Annotated in this window: 15 protein-coding genes; 11 read left to right on the forward strand and 4 right to left on the reverse strand. The window is 59.0% G+C overall.

What is annotated here, in order from left to right:
* The first annotated feature begins 11 nt into the window (after window positions 1-11).
* The 6 genes from HPY65_09750 to flaF all read left to right on the forward strand — a co-directional run bounded on the left by HPY65_09750 (window position 12) and on the right by flaF (window position 4,942).
* Entirely contained in the window at window positions 12-914 is a 903-nt protein-coding gene (locus HPY65_09750) for a hypothetical protein (GenBank protein ID NPU84759.1), read from the forward strand.
* A gap of 365 nt (window positions 915-1,279) precedes the next feature.
* Window positions 1,280-2,086, forward strand: a complete 807-nt coding sequence (locus HPY65_09755) for a flagellin (GenBank protein NPU84760.1) — start codon at window positions 1,280-1,282, stop codon at window positions 2,084-2,086.
* 160 nt (window positions 2,087-2,246) lie between these two features.
* Window positions 2,247-2,879 carry a hypothetical protein gene (locus HPY65_09760; GenBank protein ID NPU84761.1) on the forward strand — a complete coding sequence of 211 codons (633 nt, stop codon included), beginning with the start codon at window positions 2,247-2,249 and terminating at the stop codon, window positions 2,877-2,879.
* A 400-nt stretch (window positions 2,880-3,279) separates the two neighbouring features.
* Entirely contained in the window at window positions 3,280-4,083 is an 804-nt protein-coding gene (locus HPY65_09765) for a flagellin (protein ID NPU84762.1), read from the forward strand.
* 66 nt (window positions 4,084-4,149) lie between these two features.
* The gene (locus HPY65_09770) at window positions 4,150-4,548 is read left to right on the forward strand and encodes a flagellar protein FlbT (protein NPU84763.1); all 399 of its coding nucleotides are present in this window, start codon (window positions 4,150-4,152) and stop codon (window positions 4,546-4,548) included.
* On the forward strand, window positions 4,529-4,942 hold the full coding sequence (flaF, locus tag HPY65_09775) for a flagellar biosynthesis regulator FlaF (GenBank protein ID NPU84764.1): 414 nt from the start codon (window positions 4,529-4,531) through the stop codon (window positions 4,940-4,942). Before HPY65_09770 ends, flaF begins: the two co-directional genes overlap by 20 nt.
* A gap of 66 nt (window positions 4,943-5,008) precedes the next feature.
* Here flaF and HPY65_09780 read toward each other — a convergent pair whose 3' ends face one another.
* Window positions 5,009-7,960, reverse strand: coding sequence for a DUF115 domain-containing protein (locus HPY65_09780; GenBank protein ID NPU84765.1), 2,952 nt, complete (start codon window positions 7,958-7,960; stop codon window positions 5,009-5,011).
* Complete coding sequence (locus HPY65_09785) at window positions 7,957-8,778, reverse strand: tetratricopeptide repeat protein (protein NPU84766.1); 822 nt, start codon at window positions 8,776-8,778, stop codon at window positions 7,957-7,959. Before HPY65_09785 ends, HPY65_09780 begins: the two co-directional genes overlap by 4 nt.
* Window positions 8,779-8,885: 107 nt before the next feature.
* Between HPY65_09785 and HPY65_09790 the strand changes: the two genes are divergently transcribed.
* The 4 genes from HPY65_09790 to HPY65_09805 all read left to right on the forward strand — a co-directional run bounded on the left by HPY65_09790 (window position 8,886) and on the right by HPY65_09805 (window position 11,980).
* Window positions 8,886-9,101, forward strand: a complete 216-nt coding sequence (locus HPY65_09790; protein NPU84767.1) for a hypothetical protein — start codon at window positions 8,886-8,888, stop codon at window positions 9,099-9,101.
* Between the two features lie 13 nt (window positions 9,102-9,114).
* On the forward strand, window positions 9,115-10,596 hold the full coding sequence (locus HPY65_09795) for a response regulator (GenBank protein NPU84768.1): 1,482 nt from the start codon (window positions 9,115-9,117) through the stop codon (window positions 10,594-10,596).
* 444 nt (window positions 10,597-11,040) lie between these two features.
* Window positions 11,041-11,592 (forward strand): lytic transglycosylase domain-containing protein, encoded by a 552-nt coding sequence (locus HPY65_09800; protein NPU84769.1) that lies wholly within the window; start codon window positions 11,041-11,043, stop codon window positions 11,590-11,592.
* Window positions 11,593-11,710: 118 nt separating this feature from the next.
* Window positions 11,711-11,980, forward strand: coding sequence for a hypothetical protein (locus tag HPY65_09805; protein ID NPU84770.1), 270 nt, complete (start codon window positions 11,711-11,713; stop codon window positions 11,978-11,980).
* Window positions 11,981-12,193: 213 nt separating this feature from the next.
* On the opposite strand, the gene HPY65_09810 is transcribed toward HPY65_09805, so the two are convergent.
* Window positions 12,194-12,784: a hypothetical protein gene (locus tag HPY65_09810; protein NPU84771.1), complete on the reverse strand. Its 591-nt coding sequence runs from the start codon at window positions 12,782-12,784 to the stop codon at window positions 12,194-12,196.
* A gap of 357 nt (window positions 12,785-13,141) precedes the next feature.
* Between HPY65_09810 and HPY65_09815 the strand changes: the two genes are divergently transcribed.
* A complete protein-coding gene (locus HPY65_09815; protein NPU84772.1) occupies window positions 13,142-13,990 on the forward strand; it encodes a DUF2279 domain-containing protein in 849 nt (282 codons plus the stop codon).
* A gap of 96 nt (window positions 13,991-14,086) precedes the next feature.
* On the opposite strand, the gene HPY65_09820 is transcribed toward HPY65_09815, so the two are convergent.
* On the reverse strand, window positions 14,087-15,415 hold the full coding sequence (locus HPY65_09820) for a YihY family inner membrane protein (GenBank protein ID NPU84773.1): 1,329 nt from the start codon (window positions 15,413-15,415) through the stop codon (window positions 14,087-14,089).
* Window positions 15,416-15,466: the final 51 nt, after the last annotated feature.

The following is a 15,466-nucleotide window of genomic DNA, read 5'->3' on the forward strand; positions in this document are numbered from 1 at the left end:
GAGGCAATCCAATGACCCTGCGCATCACGGAAGGAGTCCGGTATCAGACGACCCTGGCCAGCATGAAATCGGCCCAGACGGGAACGACCGATATCGTGGAGCAGTTGAGCACGGGAAAGCGGATCAACCATCCCTCCGACGATCCCTCGGGAACCGAGAACCTCATGGTGTGGGATTCCGCCCGGAGTGAAATCGCCCAGTATCAGAGCCAGATCTCCTCGACGGATCTCTGGCTCCGGACGACCGACCTGGTCCTGGGGCGCGTCGGGGACCTGGTCGAACAGGCTGCCGACCTTGCAGCGGGAAACGTCTCTTCCGATTCCGTGCAGAGAGGAATCGCAGCCGACGCCATTGAAACGATCAAAACGGAACTTCTGAGTCTGGCAAATGAAAAGTGCGGAGACCGCTATCTTTTTGCCGGGACCGGTGCGGACGAGGCCGCCTTTTCCGTAACGACGGATGCCTTCGGCAACGAAACCTTCACCTATGAAGGCAATGACGACGGCCTCACCGTCGCCATCGGCAGGCAGTCGACCCTGGAGTACAGTACCACGGGGTCCGACGTTTTCTACCTGAACGGCCAGAGCGTCTTCCAGGTCCTGGCGGATCTGACGGCTGCCCTCGCGAGCGGCGATTCCGCCGCGATCGGCCAGGGCGCAGACGATCTCGAGGCGCTTTCGACCCGGGTCCTTGAGGCCCAGTCCGTCAACGGCGTCCGGCAGGAGCGGCTGGAGTCGGCAAAGGCATACCTGACGAACCTCGATGCAAAGCTGGCCGACCTGGTGGATGAGACCGAGACCGCCGACACGTCAGAGCTGGCCATCCAGTTCAGCCAGCAGGAGCTTGCTCTCGAGGCCTCCTACAAGCTGGCCTCCCGGGTGAATGAAATATCGATCCTGGATTTCATGAAATAGCCCCCGCCGTTCCTCCCCTTCTTTTTTTTCTAACCCGGAAAATCGCATCTTCCGTATCCCCCTCCCGCCGAAACGCGCCAGGTGCCCGTTTCGGCTTCGATTTTTCTGCTTTAAAAAATTCCCTCAAGTTTCCCCACCTGCATGTCGATAGGATGATCAAAAGGAATGGTGAGTCAACAAAACATGGTCACGGAAAGACGGAGACGAAAGAGAGAGGGGGTGGCGACACAGGGAATCCGGAAAATCTGGTAGCAGCGGCGGGAGAGGGTCCGACCGGACCCGGAGCAAGCAATCATCAGATCCAAAAAAAATAAAAAAAGCCCGGCAAGAATGCCGGACAAAAAACCCAGAAAAGGAGAAAAACCATGTCTTCCAACACGATTCAGCTGTCTTCGGGAATGAGAAACACCCTGCTGAGCCTTCAGCAGACCAACAACCTGCTCAACCAGACGTCGGAGCGCCTCGCTACGGGCAAGAAGGTGAACAGCGCCCTGGACGACGCACTCAGTTACTTCACGGCTTCGTCCCACACGAGCCGCGCCAGCGATCTGTCCCAGCTCAAGGACTCCATGGGTGAGGCCATCCAGACCATCAAGGCCGCCGACTCGGGTATCGAGGGGATCATCGATCTCATCGAGACCATGAAGGGCATCGCCAAGGACGCCTACTCCGCCACGGCATCGGAAGCCACCGACCTGGCGGCCCAGTATAACGCCATGGCGTCGCAGATCAGTGACTTGGCCGAAGATGCGAGCTATGGCGGAATGAACCTCCTGGGCAGCGACACGCTGACGGTGGTCTTCAACGAGGCCGGCGACAACACGATGGGCGTGACAGGATTCGACGGAAGTGCGACCGGTCTCGGCATTGCCACGGGCGCCTTCGGCAGTTCCGGAGCAATCGGCAGCGCCATTTCGGAACTTGATGCGGCCCTGTCCACCCTGCGGACCAAGTCCCAGACCATGTCGGCGAACCTGAGCGTCATCACGGCGCGGCAGGACTTTACCACGAACCTGATCAACGCCCTGACCGTGGGCGCCGATAACCTGACGGCGGCGGACACGAACGAAGAAGGAGCCAACATGCTGATGCTCCAGACCCGTCAGTCCCTCGGCACCACGTCCCTGAGCCTTGCCTCCCAGGCGGCCCAGTCGGTGCTGGCCCTGTTTTAATCGACGGGGAGTTGACGATATAACGGAGCGGGGAAGCCAGGCAGAGGACGGACCCTCCCTCCACTGATAGAGACAGGCTTTCCCCGGATCTTGCAACCATTCAGCGACCGGGAGGCAACCGCCTCCCGGTCGAGCACCCATTCATGGGGAAGGCGGAGCGATGCACATTTCAACCCTTGACAGATACAGCGGTGCTGTCGACCAGACAGCCAAAGAGTCCGCGGTCGCCGCTCCTCCCGGTGAGACGAAGTCGAGAGGATCCGCTCAACCTGCTGCAAACGGAGGACAGCCCCATCTGCTCCTCCGCCAGGCAGAGGCGATCGATGCGATTTTCCAGGAGGCCGCTTCCAAGCTCGACCAGATGAAGGACTCCCTTCAGGGGATCTTCAAGACGTATCCTCCCTATCCTCCCGGGAGTGAAGAGCGGGCGGAAAAACTGCAACAATACGACGCTCTCCGGAGGCAGATCGAGCAGCTCCGGCCCGAGACAACCCCTGAACCGGATGCGGCGGAAGAAAAGTCCGCTTCCGAGCCCCTGCCGACTGCCCAGAAAATATGGGACCTCGCCTTTGATGAACAGGGACGGATCCGTACCGTTTCCACGGACGAGGGAAATGCTTCAGGAACCGGAGGCAATCCCTGGCAGCTTCCCATTCTCCCCGAGAATGCTCCGGATGAAACGATCCGCGATACCGCCGACCGGATCGGACGTCTGTCCGAGGCGGTGGAGCAGAAACGAAGCGAGTTCTGGTCTTTTCTCGAACCGTACGCGCTGGCCGACCTCTACGCCTGATTCCCCCGATTCGATCACCCCGGAATTTTCTTCCCTTTCCATTTCTGCCTGACGGCACTTTTTTCTCCTCACCGTCTCGTCGGCTAAGCCGCTTTGTAAATCACAATCATATTAATAGTTTAAGTTCTTCCATCCTTGGCATGCGGTTTGCTTTATCGTCTGCAAGTGTCTTCCCCGGTCGATTCGGGGGGCATGGATGGTCTGGAGTTGCCGCAGGCAAACAAAGCAGGCGTGTCAAAAACCCAGGTCAAACATGACGGCGGGAAAGGGAAAGGGGGTGCGAGGAAACCGTTCCTGTCGGTCAATACGGGCGAATTGAGAAGTTTATGAACTGCAACCATGAATGAAAAAACAACGGCAAGAATGCCGATATCTATCCAAGAATAGGAGGAAGAAAGTCATGTCGAATTCAATTCAGTTAACAACGGGAATGAGAAACACCCTGCTGAGCCTTCAGCAGACCAATGACCTGCTCAACCAGACGTCGGAGCGCCTCGCCACGGGCAAGAAGGTGAACAGTGCCCTGGATAACGCCCTCAGCTATTTCACGGCAACGTCCCACACGAGCCGGGCCAGCGACCTGTCCCAGCTCAAGGACGCCATGGGGGAGGCCATCCAGACCATCAAGGCGGCCGATGCGGGCATCGAGGGGATCATCGATCTCATCGAGACCATGAAAGGCATTGCCAAGGACGCCTATTCGGCAACATCGACGGAAGCCACCGACCTGGCGGCCCAGTACAACGCCATGGCGTCGCAGATCAGTGACCTGGCCGAAGATGCGAGCTACGGCGGGATGAACCTCCTGGGCAGCGATACGCTGACGGTGGTATTCAACGAGGCCGGCGACAACACAATGTCGGTAACGGGGTTTGACGGAAGTGCGACCGGTCTCGGCATCGCCACGGGCGCCTTCGGCAGTTCCGGAGCGATCGGGAGTGCCATTGCGGAACTCGACTCGGCCCTTGCCACGCTCCGGACAAAGTCCCAGACCCTATCGGCGAACCTGAGCATCATCACTGCGCGGCAGGACTTCACCACCAACATGATCAACGCCCTGACCATCGGTGCGGACAATCTGACGGCGGCCGACACAAACGAAGAAGGGGCCAACATGCTGATGCTCCAGACCCGTCAGTCTCTTGGCACCACGTCCCTAAGCCTCGCTTCTCAGGCGGCCCAGTCGGTGTTGCAGCTGTTCTAACCCAAAGGAAACCGGGGACGGTGGAGGAATCCCTCCGCCGCCCCCCGGTTCATTCAGGGGGGCGTAATGGGCCTGAAAATTGAATTGAAACCCCACGAGCGGTTTATCCTCGGGGGTGCTGTCGTCCGGAACGGCAGTTCCCGGGCGGAACTCATCATAGAGAACAACGTGCCTCTCCTGAGGGGAAAGAACATCCTCTCGGTAGAGGAAGCGGATACCCCCTGCAAGCGGATCTTTTTCTCCGTTCAGCTGATGTACGTAGGGGGGGGGGACATGAAGTCGTATCACCGGACCTATTGGGAACTTGTCAACGAAGTGGTGAAAGCGGCTCCCAGCACGGTGGGGTTGATCGACACGATCAGCGAGCATATCCTGGGCGGGCAATATTATCAGGCCCTGAAAGCGGCCCGGGAACTGATAGAATATGAAGAGAGGTTGGTGAACCATGTACGGGAATCAAGTTAAGGCCTATCAGCAGACACAGAAAATGGGCATGACGGGCCGCGAGATCGAGGCACATGTCCTGACAAAGGCGGCCCTGAAGTTCCGGGAATGCCAGGACAACTGGGACAATGGCGGCAGCAACGGCATGCTGGGCGAGGCCGTTCGTTACAACCAGAAGATCTGGAGCGTCTTCCAGGGAGAGATGGTCGATCCGAACAATCCCATGCCCGTGAAACTGCGGGAGGACATCCTGACCCTGAGCCGTTTCATCGACAAGCGTTGCTTTGATATCATGGCTTTCCCCAAGCCGGAGAAACTCGACATTCTGATCCGGATCAACCTGAACCTGGCGGCGGGACTTCGTGGTTCCGCCGGCGAGGAAACCGACGAGTCCGGAGAGGAAGGTAACGAGTAAGCATTGATTCCCCACACCGGGCCGGACAAAAGGGTGGCCCGGTAGTGAAGACGAGATGAGCAGGGGTCAGGGAGTCGCCGCCTGCTTCAGGCGTTGCAATCTTTCAAGGGCCGGAGGGTAACCCGGCTGGATACGGAGGGCCGCTTCGTAACCTACCTTGGCTGCAGCGCTGCTCCCCAGTCGTAGAAAGCAATCCGCCCACTGGAGAAGAATCCGGTAGTCGTTCGGATGCGTCTTCACATACCGCTCATAGAACGGGAGCGCCTCGATCGTCCTTCCTGAAGAAGAAAGAGCGAAAGCAATCTGGAGACATGGCCCGTTTGAACCGGGATCCCGGTCAACGGCATTTCGATAGCTTTCCAGCGCCGCTTCCAGTTTCCCCCGTCGGAGTTGAACGTTCCCCAAGTCTCTGTAAAGCATTGCGTTTTCTGGATGGCGGTTCGTCATCTGGAGGAGTTCCTTTTCTGCCGCTTCCCAACTCTGCGCTCCCTCATAGGTACGCAGGAGGCCCAGCCCGGCTTCTGAATCCGATGGGTCCGATTCAACCAGTTCCCGGAACAGGGCGAGTGCCGTAGAAAAGTCTTTTTTCAACAGGTTTTGCCGGGCTGTTTCGAACCGGAGTTTCCGCTCATCCCGGGCGGTCTTTTCTTCCTGTTCCTTAAGGACCTGCTGTGCCGTCGACAGAACCTTTTGCTCCCTGAGTTCCAGGGCTTGCTCCATTATTTCCCGCACCTCCCCGGATGGCTCATGTCGCATCATCAGGATCCGGCACTCCAGGAGACACCCGACAAAGTCATTCTTTTCCAGGCATCGGCGGGCGGTCTCGATATGTCGAGTCTGGTCCTCCTCCCGTTTCTTTTGAAGACGTTCCCGGAACATTTGCTTTGCCTGGTGTCCGTCGGGGAGCCTTTCCAAGCACTCCCCGGCCTTTCCGAACTGGTTACGGTCCAGGTGGAGGGCGAACAGCTCCTCCATGGCGACGGTGCGAAAAGCCTCCGAGCGGGCCGCAGCTTCCAATTTGACGGCGGCCTTGACGAAGTCCCCCATCCGACGCAGGCAGAATCCCTGACGCAGGTGAAGTCCCGCCTCCGCATCGCTTCCTGGCGCAGCGGTCTGGAGCGCAGCGGCGACCGATGCATATTCTTTCAGAACGGGATGAACGTCGTCGATCTTTTCCATAAGTGGCGGGCAGCTGTCCTTCAGTCCCGAACACAGCTCTTCGCAATACCGGATTGCCTGAACGGCGATTTCCCGGGCATCGTTCGTATCCAGCGACTGTTCGCCGATCCTGATCAAATCGCGTCTGATCCTGACTGTGGCCAGGCGAATCAGCCGGCCTTCATCGAGCGTCTGCAGAACGGAAGCAAACGATTTCAGGACTTGCCGGTTAAGACCGTTCAGTTGGTTTATTCGCTGCGGCAGGCACTTTTCTCCTTTTCCGGGAAGCATGGTCTTCATCCTGCCGGTCATCTGCTCCAGCTTCTCAACATATCGAAGGAGCCGCTCCAGGTGCCGGCGTGATTCTTCCAACTCCAGATAAAGCCGGTTCGGGTCCGACCCGAGGGGGATGCGTGCCTTGGCAAGAAATTCCGTAACGGGAAATTCCTGGTGGCAATGCATCTCCAGGACCTCACTCAGGGGCATTCGCTCCGTCCCTGCGATATGGGCTCCTCCCTCGGTGGCATTGATGAACCGGCGGTCGGGATGATCACGGAGTGTCGTTTCAATCGCTTCCAGGAAGGCAAACAGGGAGGTATTGCTGAGGACGTGGTTTCCGTAATAGCCGGGGACCCAGCAGGCTGCCTGTTCATGGTCTCCCTGCTCATGTTCCGCGATTACGCGGTTGCCGCGGACCGTAACAGGCCTGCTGGCCAACGCCCCGCTGATATGGCTGGATTCCCCAAAGGCCAAGTCCTGGCCGGTGAAGATGATGGGGTTCGCCCCCACCATCAGGGCCAGATTCAAGGCGACCTGCGCCACCGTAAGGCTATGGCCTAAAAAGGGGGGCAAATCGCTGCCGGGAGTGCAAAGCAGGTTGTTCCGGTCCATGGTGACAAACAAATCCCCTTGGTATTCCAGAGGGACTTGCGGATGAACTTGAGGACTGGTCAGGAGGGGCATATCCGCGACGGCGAAGGCATCTTTGATCTCCAAATAGTTGGGTTCCCCGAAGTCAATGGAACAGATTATGTCGGGGCGCACATCATAGGCCAGCAGCACTCGAAGGGCCTGGGCGACTGCGATAATAAGCGTCTTCCCCTGTGCCTGTCGGAGAAGATGGATGTTTTTCTGCAGGGAGGGGCCTGTCGCTACGATGATGGCGGGCCGGTTTCGAAAGGTGCCGCTCAGGAGTCCCTCAGGGCTCCATCCCAGAAGGGTCTTCGGCAGGTTTTCCAACTCGTTCCGGATGATCTTGCCGCCTTCTTGGATAACCGTGTTGTAGTTGACCTGAATTGCATTTGTCTGGCGAAGACAGGTGTCGTGGAGAATGACAGTCTGGGTGTCCATCCGGCGGGTGAAGTCCTCCAGGAACAGATGGATCCGGCCGGTTAAGAGAACGCCGTTCTTTTCATGGATGACGCGACGAAGTGCTTGCTGTTCGGGAACGGCGAAGATCAAGATTCCCTTGCGGATCTCCGCAGAGTAGTCGTGAAGGGTCAGGGCCAGGCGGAGTATGTCCGGGTCTCTCTCCACGATGAAGACTGCATGACCCGTCTCCATGATGCTCAAGATATGGAGCGCCCTGTAGCCGAGTCCCAGGCCGAACAGGAAGGTCAGGCTTCCCTTCGGGAAGGACCGGTCAGCCAATTCCTCGCGCATGGCCTCAAAAGGGTTTTCCCTGTTGTAGAGGATGATGCGCCAGCCTCCGGGACGCTCGATTTCGAGATCAGGCAAACCGGACATGCTGGAGAGCAACTGATATTCACCAGGCTGGGAAGGGCATTCCTCCCACCAGGTCAGGAAAGCGGGGCAGCGCTCCCGGAGAGCGGCCAGGTTGGCGTCCAGATGGCCGTTCATTCAGGTTGTGCCTCGGGGGCGGGGGGTGCCGAGGCCTGAAAACGGATGTATTTCAGGAGTGCCCTTCCTTCCTGAAAATCCGGTTTCGTCTTCAGCCCCTCCAGGATGGTTTGTTCCGCCTGGTCCCAGTCTTTCTTTTCTATGAAGGCCCGGGCGAGGTTGTAGTAGAGCCCCTCGTCCTTGGGGTGGAAGAACAGAGCCTTCCTGAATTCCGTGACGGCGCGGTCGAAAAGGCCGGCTTTCCTGAATTCGATGCCGGCGGTGTTGCAGATCTGCAGAATCAGGGCCAGGGCCACCTCGTCGTTGCCGACGGCTTCCTTGGCCTGATCTTGGCTTCCTTCTTCGATCATCGCCAAGGCATCCTTCGCCTTCAACTCCGCTGCTTCCGGAGAGGGATTCTCGGCACCATCGACTCCGTCAGGATTTTGACGCGTCGTCACAGACATCGACAGTTCGTCCACCTGGATCTGGAGCATCTGCCGGAGGAAGTCGAGGGTGGTCTTGATATCGTTGTCCCGGAAGGAGACGGGGCCGAACTCGTCCAGAAATGCTCTGGATGAGGATATATCCTGTTGAAGACTGTTTACCGTTTCCCGGACCATCTTTTCGTCCGCCGGGATCATCGGCGTCCGAAGGATTCGCTCCAGGGTGTCCCTGAAAAGATGCAGGCATCCATGAAGATGCCCTTTTTTCAGGTGGATACGGCTCTCGTCCAGTTTTCTCAGAATCTGCACTGCGTCTTCTCGCCGCACCGTTTCCGCCATGGCATTCCTTTCCGGATCGTTGGTGACAAACACCACTATTCCTTCACGTTTCATGCCAGAAAAAATTTCCGGAAATGTTGCTTCATGGCTTAAGTCGCGGCGGCCGGATGCCGATAATATGAGCAGAAGAAATCTTAACCGAGGCGGTGCAGGAGGCACCTATGACCATTTCAACCTATCAGATTGACAGCGTCATCAAGGCGTACACGAAGCAGTACCGGGAACGGATTCGCGTCGGCCAAACGGATGAGCCGGCCCGTGACCACTCTGCCGACGTCGTCGACCTGTCCATGGGGAATGAACGGAAAGAAGGGGCCTTCGAGAAAATCTCCTACTCGCTGATGGACGTCCTGGTCGGAAAACGGAACCAGCCGTAAGGATGGGACGACCATGAATGCACATGCTGTTCTCGAAGACAGTCTCTTCGACAGACGAATCCTGGTGGTGGACGATTACGAACTCACCCGCCGGATGATCGTCGACGCCCTTCTCCAGACCGGTTACACCAGCGTCCAGGAGGCGACGGACGGACTGGAAGCCCTCGACAAGTTCCGGAACGGGTATCATGACCTGATCATCACGGATGTCATGATGCCACACATGGACGGGATGGAGCTGCTCGACCGTCTCCAGGAACTCCGGGCCAATTCGTCCATCATCCTGGTCACGGGACAGCCGGAGGTCGATGCCGGCGTGGCGGCCATGAAGCGGGGGGCCGTCGATTACATCCGGAAACCCTTCAACATCCAGGACCTCCTCTATAAAGTTGAAGTCTGTCTGCGGGAGCGCCATCTGCTGCCCGAGGAAGACAGGCAATCCGCCCTCGCGAGCAGTCAGCTGACGGAGAAGAAGAAGGAACTGTCCGTTCACAGCCACATTTACGAATCCGTCGAGAATATCGAGGGCGACAACCAGCAGGTCTTCGAAAAGATGGCGGAGTTGTCCCTGCGGGTCGTCGACGGGGCAGAGGCGACCATCTGGATCTTCGACGCCGAGTCCGACCAGTTCCATCCCCAGGTGATCCGAACCGCGGAGGGCCATTCCCACGACCCGGGAGGAGATGAAATCAAGGCCATTCCGTTTCTCTACCAGGTGGTGGACAAGCGGGAGGCCCTGGTGGTTCAATCGCCCGACGGGAACGGCGGGGCCGCTTCCCTGATCTGCGCTCCCCTGGTCATCCGGGGCGCCGTGTTCGGCGTGCTGGCGTTGCGGAAGAAGAAATACTCGGGCATCTTCAACAACAAGGACCTCCATTACATCGTCAGCCTGACCAAGCGGGCGTCGCTGAACCTGGAGAACAAGCTCCTCTACGAGAGCCTCTTTTCCAACGTCCTGGACACGTTCCAGTCGCTGGTCGCCTGCGTCCAGATGCGGGACAACTACACGCAGGAGCACTGCCGCCGCGTGACGAAGGCGGCTATCCGGACCGCCGAGGTTCTGGGGCTGGGCATCCAAGACCGGGAATGCCTGAAAGTGGCCGGCATTCTTCACGATGTGGGAAAGATCGCCATCCCGGACAACGTCCTGCTCAAGCCGGGGCGCCTGACGGATGATGAGTACACAATCATCAAGCAGCATCCCGCCCTGGGGGAAAACGTCCTGAAGCCCATCGCCCTGTTCGACCGGGAGCGGGAAATCATCCTTCACCATCATGAGCGCTGGGACGGACTGGGGTATCCATCCGGTCTCGCCGGTAAGGACATCCCACTCCTGTCCCGGATCGTCGCCGTTGTGGACACCTTCGACGCCATGACCAACAACAGGCCCTACCGGCAGGCGCTGGACGTCGAAACGGCGTTGAATGAAATCCGGCGCAACCGGGGAACCCAGTTCGATCCGGACGCGGCCGACGCGTTCCTCAGCCTTTATTGACGGGCACCCTTTCCGATTATCAACCCTTCGATTCCAGAATCGTTTTAAGCTATGAGCATCACTTCGTCCGGCCTTCGGAAAGGCGACGCGTTTCGGCGTCGTCTTTCCGAAAGGCCGGGAAGTGCTCGGCATGGAAATTGTATGTTTATCGCTTATATCTACAGGGAGCATTCCATGGTTGCATTCGTAAAAAATTCGGATCCGGGTCTGATCGGGAACATTCTCCCGAAAGGCGGCGAATCGTCGGCCGGTTCCACCGGCGGAGCGTTCCGGGGGGAGGCGGCCTTCGAGTCCCTCCTGAAGCAAGCCCTGACCGCGGCAGAAAATGCGAATGCCGGACAGGTACAGAATTCCGGCGCACTCGCTCGGACCCTCATGGAGCGGATGCAGGTCCGGGCGACAGACCGGCTCCTCCGGCTGATGTCCGGAGACCAGGCAGGAGAGATGCGGGAGCAGGACGGAAAGATTCTGGAACAGCTCCTTGAGGCGGCGGCCCGCACGGTTCGGGAAACGGCACCTCGGTCCCTTCCCGACGAGGCGAGCCGGTCGGTTGCCGAGGCGGCATCGACCACGGTCCGGAGCGGGGGGGGGCGGAAGGGCAGCATGGCGGAATCGGCTGAACTGAAAGAGATCATCGATAAGGCCGCGGACCGGTATGGAGTCGACCCCTCTCTGGTCCGGTGCGTGATCCGGGCGGAGAGCGGTTTTCATCCCCGGAGCACATCTCCAAAGGGGGCCATGGGGCTCATGCAGCTGATGCCCGCCACGGCCCGCGACCTGGGAGTAAAGGATGCCTATAACCCGGAGGAGAACGTCCATGCCGGCACACGGTACCTGAAATCCCTCCTGGATCGTTACGACGGGGACGTCTCCCGGGCATTGGCTGCCTATAACTGGGGCATGGGAAACGTGGATCGCCGTCCCGACCGCCTTCCGGAGGAAACCAGGCGATACGTATCCGGAATCATGAGAGAATACCAGAGATCGTCGGCGTGATCGGGACTGTCCGCCCGATTGTGACCAGCCCCTCCTTTCTGTGCAGATCCCAAGGAATTGTTTGACTTCTTCGGCAAAAACAGAGTAGAACGGCTCTCTCAAACGGAGGAGGAAGGGGATGCCGGATTACTGGGTAAAGATTACCGAACGGGAAGAGGATGAGATTCAGCACCATCACTATCTGGTAGCGGCGAAAAGCGACGTCGAGGCCAGAAGGATGGCCATGCGGTTCGTGGAACGGTTTTTTGACGACGACGAGAACCCCGAGCAGATCGACAGCGGCTTTTCCTTCTACAACCGGGCGATCGACGTCCAGATCAGCGACATCAAGGAAACGACCCGGGAACGCTTCAAGGATTTTCTCCTGAAATTGCACACCATCGGCTGAAGTCAGGCCGCGGGAAAGAGCCGCCCGGCATTTCCGCCGGCGACGCGGTCCGCTCCGCCCTTTCCAGTCCCGACTTTTCATAATTCCACCTGATCGCGGGTCTCCTTTCCCGGGAATTTTCGCCCTTGCATGAAAAAGAAACGCCGGGCTCTCCTGGAGGAGCCCGGCGTTATTTTTTTGACGCTCTGTTATGCCGTTCGGACCGTTTCGCCTCTATCTGAAGGCTGCCTTGACGCCGGCGTCCCTCAGGACAGCCACGACGGCCTGGTTGATCGTGGCATAGGCATTCTTCTCTCTTGCCGTGAAGTCTTTCGGATCGCTCACCTGGACCGTCTTGATCTTATACTGGTTCTTGTACTTCAGGACCCCGTCCCGCTCGATCCGGATGCTGAAGTCAAATTCTTCTTCCGTCCAGCGGTCGATGATGAGCTTCAGGTCCGGAATATGGGTAAGCGGGCTTTCATGGGCGACCTGCATGCCCGCCATCCACATGGCGTCACGGAAACAGTCCATGACGAAGTAGTCCAGCGGGACCGATGCTTCGTACGCAATCCTGGAGTCGGCGCTGAAGTAGGCGTATCGCTTCGTCTTCTGGTCGTTGTTGATGAAATCGTTCAGGTCGATGGTCTTCCCGCTGTAAAACGAAGTGACGTCCTTGGGGATTTCCGGCTTGTACAGGTGACGCTGCAGCGCGACCTTGTGTTCTGCCACCACGCAGCCCGCCAGCATCCAGACCGCCGCGAGCAGAAGGGAAAAAAACATGACGCCGCGGGCCGTCTTCGTCCGCTTGCCGATTCGATCCATGATGTCCGCCTCCTTGGATGGGATTTTCTGAGCGAAACCTTATCACAATCGCAACCACCGTGAAATGGGAAAAGGGATGCCGGAGCGCTCCTGCGTCCCCGGGCGGACTGATCTGGAGGAGGACCTCCGGGCGCGTGATCTCCTTGAAAGAATCGTTTGAATGAAGTATAAAAATCCCGGGTTTTTTAAAACCGGCCCGGGCAGGCCGTCCCATTTCCCATCTGCAGGATCTGAAATCTCTTTTCCTCCGCTCTGTAATTCGAAGCCGCTTCTTTTTCATGTGTCCCGTTCTTCTCTTCGTGAGGGACCGTCCGGTCCGCCATGAACCGTTAAATTCCGGATCCGGAGGAGAAGACCATGAAAGAGAAGGTCCTGATTCTTGCCGTCGCTTTGTGGATTGCCGCCTCCCCGGCGGGGGCCTCGCAACCGGCGGATTTACCGGCAGCCCCCCCGGCGGCCGGACTCTCCCGGGAAACCAAGGCCGTCCTTTTGAATGCAACGGCCGCGGCGGCGGTCATCGGCTGGGGAATCGCCGTATGGGATTACGGGCAGCGGAGCCCCCGCTTCCGGGACGAGGGCTGGTTCGAACGCACCTCCAACGAGGGAGGGGCCGACAAACTCGGGCATTTCTATTCAGGCTATGTTCTGAGCCACCTGTTCGACTACCAGTACCGGCGCTGGGGGTTTGAAAAGGAGCAGGCCATCCGGCTGGGTGTGCTCTCATCCGCCGGGCTGACGCTGCTCGTCGAACTGGGCGATTCCTTCAGCGAATTCGGATTTTCCTATCAGGATGCCCTGTTCAGCGTGCTGGGAGCCGCCGCCGGCTACGGCATGGTCCGTTTTCCCGAGGTCGCCCGAAAGGTGGATTTCCGCGTCGAATACGATCCCTTCCGCTCCAGTACCCGCAAGAAGGACGTGACGACCGACTACGACCGGCTCAAGTTCCTGGCGGCGGTCAAGCTGGACGGGTTCGACGCCTTCCGGGACACGCCTCTCGGGTCTCTGGAGCTGCATCTGGGTTACTATGCAAGGGGATATGACGAGTACGACGAACTGACCGGGCAGAACGACGGCCGACGCCGGAAGGTTTATGTGGGGGTCGGCCTGAACGTGGGGAAGCTGCTGAAGCCTCTCTGGGACACTCGGCTGTTCAACTACATCCAGCTGCCGTACACCTATGCTCCTTACAATCACCGGCTGGATTGAAAGAGGGAGCCTTGAGCCGCGTTCCATCCCTGGTGCGTGTGGAATGTGGGGGTGCAAGGCCGGCTTCGATCGAGGCAGTGCCGTGATGGCCGGCGTTCAGAAGGCCTTGAGCAGGCGGTTGGACGGGAATTCCCGAAGCATTTTCTCGAACTCCCGCAGGCTGGCGGACAGCTCTTCCAGCGCCTCCGTCCGGAGGATGGGGATGTCATCCGTCCCCCGCCTGTCCAGGGCGTCCAGGACATACGCAATCGTCAGCCGGTCCGGGTCCACCGCCGGCTGGAACCCCGCCTCGCCGGGCCGCTCCGCCGATACTTCCGCCAGAATCCCGCACTCCGTCAGCTCGCTCAGGATCGCCGCCAGAAGTTTGTGCGGGATCCCCGTCATGAGATGGAGTCCCGCTGCCGTGAGCGGCGCCCCCGGCTCAGTAAAATTCCTGCAGACGCGGTTCGCCACCCAGAGGGCGAGGGTCTTGCGGAAGGCGGGGCTTACCCGCTCCGCGTCGGGACCGAATTCCAGAAAATCCGCATTCTGGTGGGCCTGGGAAACCTCGGCCCCCGCCAGGACGATGAGCCAGCTGATCTGCAGCCAGGCCAGCAGGAGCGGCAGGGCGGCGAAACTGCCGTAGATGGCGTTGTATTCGGCCACCCCAACCTGGAAGGTGATGTAGACCCACTGGACGATCTGGTAGACCGTTCCGGCAAGGATCCCCGCAAAGAGCGCCGACTGCCAGCGGACCTTCGTGTTCGGAAGGAACATGTACAGGAACGTGAAGAGGCCCCACATGATGCAGTAGGGGGCGTATTTCAGGGTGAAAAGGATAAGAGGCTGGAGGGCTCCGAGAAACTCGAGTTTCTGTGTCAGCACTTTCGCCTGCGAGGCGAGAAAGACCGTTGCACTCCCGGACACCACCAGGAGTACCGGGGCCACAAACATGACCGACAGATAGTCCGTGATCTTCCGGGAAAGGGAGCGGTCTTTCCGGACTCCCCAGATGACGTTGAGGGCATTCTCGATATTGCCGACGAGCTTGATGATCGTCCAGAACAGGAGGCCCACGCCGACGCCGGCCACGAGTCCCCCCTTCGTCCTGGCCAGGAGGGAGTTTGCGAAGGAGAATACGTTGGTCAGGATCTCCTCTTGGCCGGGGAATTTCTCCAGGAGGCGCTGCTGGAGTACGGACTGAAAATCGAAGCCCTTGGCGATGCCGAAGGCCAGGGCCACGACGGGAACGATGGAGAGTAGGGTGTAAAAGGTCAGAGCGCTGGCCTGGAGGGGGCCGCGATGCTCGGCGAATTCCCGCCCGGCTGCCAGCAGGACCCGCAGGTTTCCCACGAGAAGGGCTTTCCCCCGGGACAGGTCCCGGAGGCGGATACGCCAGATGTCGGTCCTGAAGTATCGAATCAGCCGGTCCATCAATGTCTTCACACCCTTTTCATAAATACCGTCCGCTTGCCGAACGGGGGGGCCGTCGAGCGG

It is taken from the genome of Syntrophaceae bacterium, assembly GCA_013177825.1.
Lineage (GTDB): Bacteria > Desulfobacterota > Syntrophia > Syntrophales > PHBD01 > PHBD01.